A 5,002-nucleotide genomic window follows, 5' to 3' on the forward strand; every position below is an offset into this window, starting at 1 on the left:
AGAGGTAAGAAGTCGCGTCAAGATCATTACAATGGACATGTTTAGCCCCTACTACGAAATCGCTAAGAAACTCTTTCCAAAGGCTAAAATTGTCCTCGATCGTTTTCACATTGTACAACATCTCAGCCGGGCTATGAGTCGTCTTCGCATCCAAATTATGAATCAGTTGGATCGAAAATCGTACGAATACAAAGCGCTGAAACGCTACTGGAAACTGATCCAACAAGACAGTCGAAAACTAAGTCATAAACGCTTTTATCGTCCGACTTTTCGTATGCACTTGACAAATCAAGAGATTCTTGAAAAGCTACTCTCTTACTCTCAAGAACTCAGAGAACACTATGAGCTTTACCAACTCTTGCTTTTTCATTTTCAAGAGAAACAAGCTGAACATTTCTTTGGACTCATTGAAGAAAGGATTGCTTGTATAAATCCTATCTTTCAGACTGTTTTTAAAACCTTTCTCAAGGACAAAGATAAAATTATCAACGCTCTTGAACTCCCTTACTCAAATGCTAAGCTAGAGGCCACTAACAACCTTATCAAGGTCATCAAGCGCAACGCTTTCGGATTTCGAAACTTTGACAACTTTAGAACTAGAATCCTCATCGCTTTGAATATCAAAAAGGAGAGAACCAATCCGGTCCTCTCCAGATGTTAGCTGACATCAACCCACTACAGTTGACAAAGAGCCGATAGAGCTGCTCATCATCTGAAGTGTGGTAATTGCGCGTTCGATGCAGATAATCACTAATCTTTTTGGTTGTTTCAAAGGCTAAAGGATACTTGATTTTCAGCATGTCAAACATGTCGTTATCTGGCAAATCTCGATGCCCATCATTAGCCAAAACCCTCTGGCAGAAGAATTTGAGGTGGGTCATAAAGCGTTCGACATAAATATCATGATCTTCTAAAGAGGTCTCCAGACTGTATTTGACAATGGTCAGGATTTCCTCCATGAGCTGAGTCAATTCTCTCGCAGCAGCTGTGCCAGTTCCTAGCTCCGCATTAACAAGAGTCAGGGCTATAAAAGCCGCCTCATCATCTGGTAGATCCTTGCTCAGATAATCGCTCAAGAGCTGATTTGCAAATTTTCCGACCTCATATTCTTTTGGAAAGAAACGCTTAATATCCCAAAGCAGAAAATTTTTCATGTAAAGATCGTCCTGCAGGCGCAGGGTCACACCATAGATATGGTCCGCCACTGCTAAAAAAGCACTGTCCTTAAGCTTACTCTCCAGATGATTATGGGCAAAAGTGATAATCTGATCGGCCATTTCCATGATTTCAGCTGGCAGATCCATGAGGAGTTCTCTTTCCTGCTCAGAAGAAACATAGCGTTTTTCGATTAAGTTGGTTGGAATCTCGTCTCCTACCTTGCGACCAAAAGCCAAGCCGCGCCCCATTAAAATCACTTCCTGTCCTTCAGCTTCCGAAAGGACGACATTGTTGTTCAGTATTTTAGTAATAATCATCTTTTACCTCTCAGGGCTTTTTATTATGGACTTATCATGGATTTCACCGGTTCAAAGCTTCTGCGGTGAATCGGTGTGACACCGTATTTGTCCAGTCCTTCCAGATGCAATTTGGTGCCATAACCAGCATTCTGGGCAAAGTCATAGCCTGGATAAACCTGATCAAATTCCGCCATCATCTTGTCCCTCGTCACCTTGGCTACGATAGAAGCCGCAGCGATGGACAGGGAATTGGCATCGCCCTTAATAATGGACTGCTGAGGCAAGGGCAAGTCTAACTTCATCGCGTCAATCAAGAGGTAATCTGGCTTAATCTTGAGCTGGGCTACAGCTTCTGCCATAGCTAGCTTGGTCGCTTCATAGATATTGACTCGGTCAATCGTTTGATTATCCATAATCCCCAGACCAATGGCTAAGGCCTGATCTAGAACTGCTTGATAAATTTCCTCATGTTTTTTCTTGGGAATCTTCTTACTGTCATTCAGACCTTTGATTTTACAGTCAGGAGGCAAAATGACTGCTGCTGCAACCACCGGACCAGCTAAGGGACCTCGTCCGACTTCATCAATGCCAGCCAGGACTTGAAATCCCTGACTGTACAGTTCTTTTTCATAGCGCAGCATAAACTCCAGACGCAGGTCTTCATCTAGCTCTGCTTGGATTTCTTTTTGGCGCTTGAGTAGCAGTTTTTGAACACCGCTCCGCTCATCCTGCTTTAAAGCCTGAAAAAGTGGATCCTGCAAGTCAGAAACTTGAGCCAGCTGCTCTTGGATTTCCTTAATCGTGGCCATCCAATTCCTCCAGACCATCCAGTGTATAACGGCCTAAGCGGCCATCACGCACTTCCTTGACAAAGAGGCTATAAAAACGATCGTAGTCCTCTTTGAAGCCTAGTTTTTGAGTCATATCCATAATCATGTCTGGCGCTTCCAGCTCTAAATCCAGCTGCTTAAAGCGCTCCTGCAGTGCCTTAGGATAATGCTCTTTGAAATAATTGAGTCCAAAAATCGTGACCTCATCCATGGGCAGCAAATTATCCTTGATAGCTCCCGTCAAAGCGAGTTTTAATGCCACCATTTCATCTTCAAATTTTGGCCAAAGAATCCCCGGTGTGTCTAGAATTTCCAAATTCTTATTGGACTTGAGCCACTGCTGACCTTTGGTGACCCCTGGTTTATTGCCGACTATAGCAATTTTCTTACCAGCTAGCCGGTTCATCAGCGTTGACTTTCCAGCATTGGGAATCCCGATAATCATGGTCCGCAGGGTTTCAATTTGAATTCCTCTTTCCCGCTGGCGAGCTAGCTTATCAGCCATCAATTTCTTAGCTGCTTCGGTCACTTTTTTAACTGCAGATTGCTCCTTAGAGTTAATAGCCAAGGTTTTGATTCCCTGACTTTCAAAATAAGCTTGCCATTCCTTGGTCAAGGTCGGATCTGCCAGGTCAGCCTTGTTTAAAATCAACAACTTGGGCTTATCTCCAACAATTTTAGTCAGCATAGGATTTTGACTAGACAAAGGCAGTCTCGCATCCACCAAAATCGTCACAAAATCTACAAATTTAATACTTTCTTGAACCTGTCTCCGAGCCTTGGACATGTGCCCTGGAAACCATTGAATCGTTACCATAATATTTCTCCTATTGAGTCTAATTTCTCATTGAAAAAAGCCATTAAAAGGGCTCTGTTTACGTTTATTATAGCAGAAAAGACCAAAAATGTCGCAAGGCAATGCTGAAATCATGAGAAACTTTGACAGACTTCCCCATTAAGGAAGCGATCAAGTATTTCGTAGCCCTGCCCGAAAATATTAGCTGCGTATTTATGGATAACCATAGTCCTGATAATGGCACAGCCATTGAGATTACCCTAAAGCTTTCTGAGCAGACAGCTGATGTCTTCTTTGGTTGGGTCTTCCCCAAAGCTTTCCTTCGCGTAGCATAGGTTGCTCCCAAAAACGGCAGGACACTGACCATATCGGTTATTCTTATGGGGATTAATATCAGGGCAGTCTTTGCAACACCAATGGTCAACAGACTAGCTGTGCCGTCGATCTGACAAGCTCGACTTGTGTTCTGAGCTTCTGTGGATTTTGTTTTGCATTGCAGCTCTCGCTATCTTTGAATACACTTATAACTTCTTTGATAAGAAAAACAAATGTAATATGAAAACAACATGATTCCGTAATTGTTGGAGTCATGTTGTTTTTGTATAAACACTTTAATTTACCTATACAAATTGCCAAACTATCACAATAGAATCAGAAACTTAACCAAGCATGGCCATCAGCTAAAAATATTAGCTCATTTCCTGCTGGGACTCTCTTTCCAGATTCACCCTGACAGCCACTTTGGAGCAACGCTTGCCCTCTACTCTCTTTCCCAAGAACGCTTGAATAGTTGCCCATTGAGATAGGTAGACCAGTCCAGTGCGATCAGCCCTTCTAGATTAAAGCCAGATTGAGCATTAAGCGGATAATTGGTGGTGCCATTGGACAGATGGACTGTACCATCAAATCCCCTCTTAGTTGCTAGCTGTGACATGATAGAGTGACCTTATTTCTCCTTTGCATTCAGCTTCTCTCAAGATTAGCTGTATAAGATCGCCTTCCAAACTCGTACACAGACAAATGCCGATATTGGACTTAAAATCCATATCTAAATCGCTTCTGTAGTGAAACTGCGGCTTTCCAGTACCTTCAGCATGGCATCAGCTGTGTCCAAGGCTGTGAAGAGTGGCACTCCATGCTCGATAGCTGAACTGCGGATAATTTGACCATGCTTATCTGCTGTCCGCTTGGTTCCGACCGTGTTGATAATAGCCTGAACCTTGCCCTTGCGGATATAGGCTGGGATGTCCTTATCATCGTCACTACCGATTTTTTCTACAAATCGGACGTGTAGACCATGATTTTCAAAATAAGAGGCTGTTCCCTTGGTTGCCCAGATACTATAGCCGATATTGGCAAAGCGCTGAGCCAGCTGCAGGGCTTCTTCCTTACTATCGTCTGCGATAGTAAAGACAATATTGCCGAAGTTTGGCAGATGAAGATAGGAAGCCTCAAAAGCCTTGTAGAGAGCTTTTTCCAGGGTGCGGTCACTGCCCATGACTTCACCAGTAGACTTCATTTCAGGTCCCAAGAGACTATCGACCTTAGCCAGCTTGGTAAAGGAGAAGACCGGAGCCTTGATATGAACCATGGAACTTTCTGGATGGAGGCCATCTTCATAGCCCAGCTCTGCCAAGGTTTCCCCAAGAATCAAATGAGTCGCCACTTGCGCCATTGGAATATCAGTCACTTTGGACAAGAAAGGAACAGTTCGGCTGGCCCGTGGATTGACCTCAATGACATAGACCTGCTCATCTTTGATGACGAACTGAATATTCATCATGCCAATACAGTTCAGTCCCAGAGCCAAACGCTTGGTATAGTCTGCAATAGTATCCTTGACTTTCTGAGATAAGGTTTGCGGCGGATAAGCCGCCATGGAATCCCCTGAGTGAACCCCTGCCCGCTCGATATGCTCC

7 protein-coding genes are annotated in these 5,002 nt (G+C 43.7%); 2 read left to right on the forward strand and 5 right to left on the reverse strand.

Annotated elements, in window-relative coordinates:
* On the forward strand, window positions 1-661 hold a 661-nt coding region (locus STRDD04_RS00430), incomplete at its 5' end, for an ISL3 family transposase (RefSeq protein WP_156469029.1).
* Here STRDD04_RS00430 and STRDD04_RS00435 read toward each other — a convergent pair.
* The 3 genes from STRDD04_RS00435 to ylqF are packed head-to-tail and all read right to left on the reverse strand — an operon-like array spanning window position 621 to window position 3,104.
* Window positions 621-1,475 (reverse strand): PRD domain-containing protein, encoded by an 855-nt coding sequence (locus STRDD04_RS00435; protein WP_062198406.1) that lies wholly within the window; start codon window positions 1,473-1,475, stop codon window positions 621-623. The genes STRDD04_RS00430 and STRDD04_RS00435 overlap by 41 nt on opposite strands.
* Window positions 1,476-1,498: 23 nt before the next feature.
* Window positions 1,499-2,266: a ribonuclease HII gene (locus STRDD04_RS00440; RefSeq protein ID WP_062198408.1), complete on the reverse strand. Its 768-nt coding sequence runs from the start codon at window positions 2,264-2,266 to the stop codon at window positions 1,499-1,501.
* Window positions 2,253-3,104 carry a ribosome biogenesis GTPase YlqF gene (gene ylqF, locus STRDD04_RS00445; RefSeq protein ID WP_062198410.1) on the reverse strand — a complete coding sequence of 284 codons (852 nt, stop codon included), beginning with the start codon at window positions 3,102-3,104 and terminating at the stop codon, window positions 2,253-2,255. The genes STRDD04_RS00440 and ylqF overlap by 14 nt, the downstream gene beginning before the upstream one ends.
* Window positions 3,105-3,226: 122 nt before the next feature.
* Here ylqF and STRDD04_RS00450 point away from each other — a divergent pair, with 122 nt between their 5' ends.
* The gene (locus STRDD04_RS00450) at window positions 3,227-3,418 is read left to right on the forward strand and encodes a hypothetical protein (RefSeq protein WP_062198411.1); all 192 of its coding nucleotides are present in this window, start codon (window positions 3,227-3,229) and stop codon (window positions 3,416-3,418) included.
* 425 nt (window positions 3,419-3,843) lie between these two features.
* Here the strand turns inward: STRDD04_RS00450 and STRDD04_RS10800 are convergent, their stop codons facing one another.
* Both STRDD04_RS10800 and STRDD04_RS00455 read right to left on the reverse strand, forming a co-directional pair.
* Window positions 3,844-4,017: a hypothetical protein gene (locus STRDD04_RS10800; RefSeq protein WP_156469016.1), complete on the reverse strand. Its 174-nt coding sequence runs from the start codon at window positions 4,015-4,017 to the stop codon at window positions 3,844-3,846.
* 114 nt (window positions 4,018-4,131) lie between these two features.
* Window positions 4,132-5,002 (reverse strand): ATP-binding protein (locus STRDD04_RS00455; protein ID WP_156469030.1); only part of this gene is annotated, 871 nt, incomplete at its 5' end.

The sequence above is a fragment of the Streptococcus sp. DD04 genome (assembly GCF_001578725.1).
Lineage (GTDB): Bacteria > Bacillota > Bacilli > Lactobacillales > Streptococcaceae > Streptococcus > Streptococcus sinensis.

What these genes read in the sequence shown, in the direction of transcription:
- STRDD04_RS00440 (WP_062198408.1), bottom strand. Translation starts at nt 2,266, where the DNA reads ATGGCCACGATTAAGGAAATCCAAGAGCAGCTGGCTCAAGTTTCTGAC.
- STRDD04_RS10800 (WP_156469016.1), bottom strand. Translation starts at nt 4,017, where the DNA reads ATGTCACAGCTAGCAACTAAGAGGGGATTTGATGGTACAGTCCATCTG.
- ylqF (WP_062198410.1), bottom strand. Translation starts at nt 3,104, where the DNA reads ATGGTAACGATTCAATGGTTTCCAGGGCACATGTCCAAGGCTCGGAGA.
- STRDD04_RS00435 (WP_062198406.1), bottom strand. Translation starts at nt 1,475, where the DNA reads ATGATTATTACTAAAATACTGAACAACAATGTCGTCCTTTCGGAAGCT.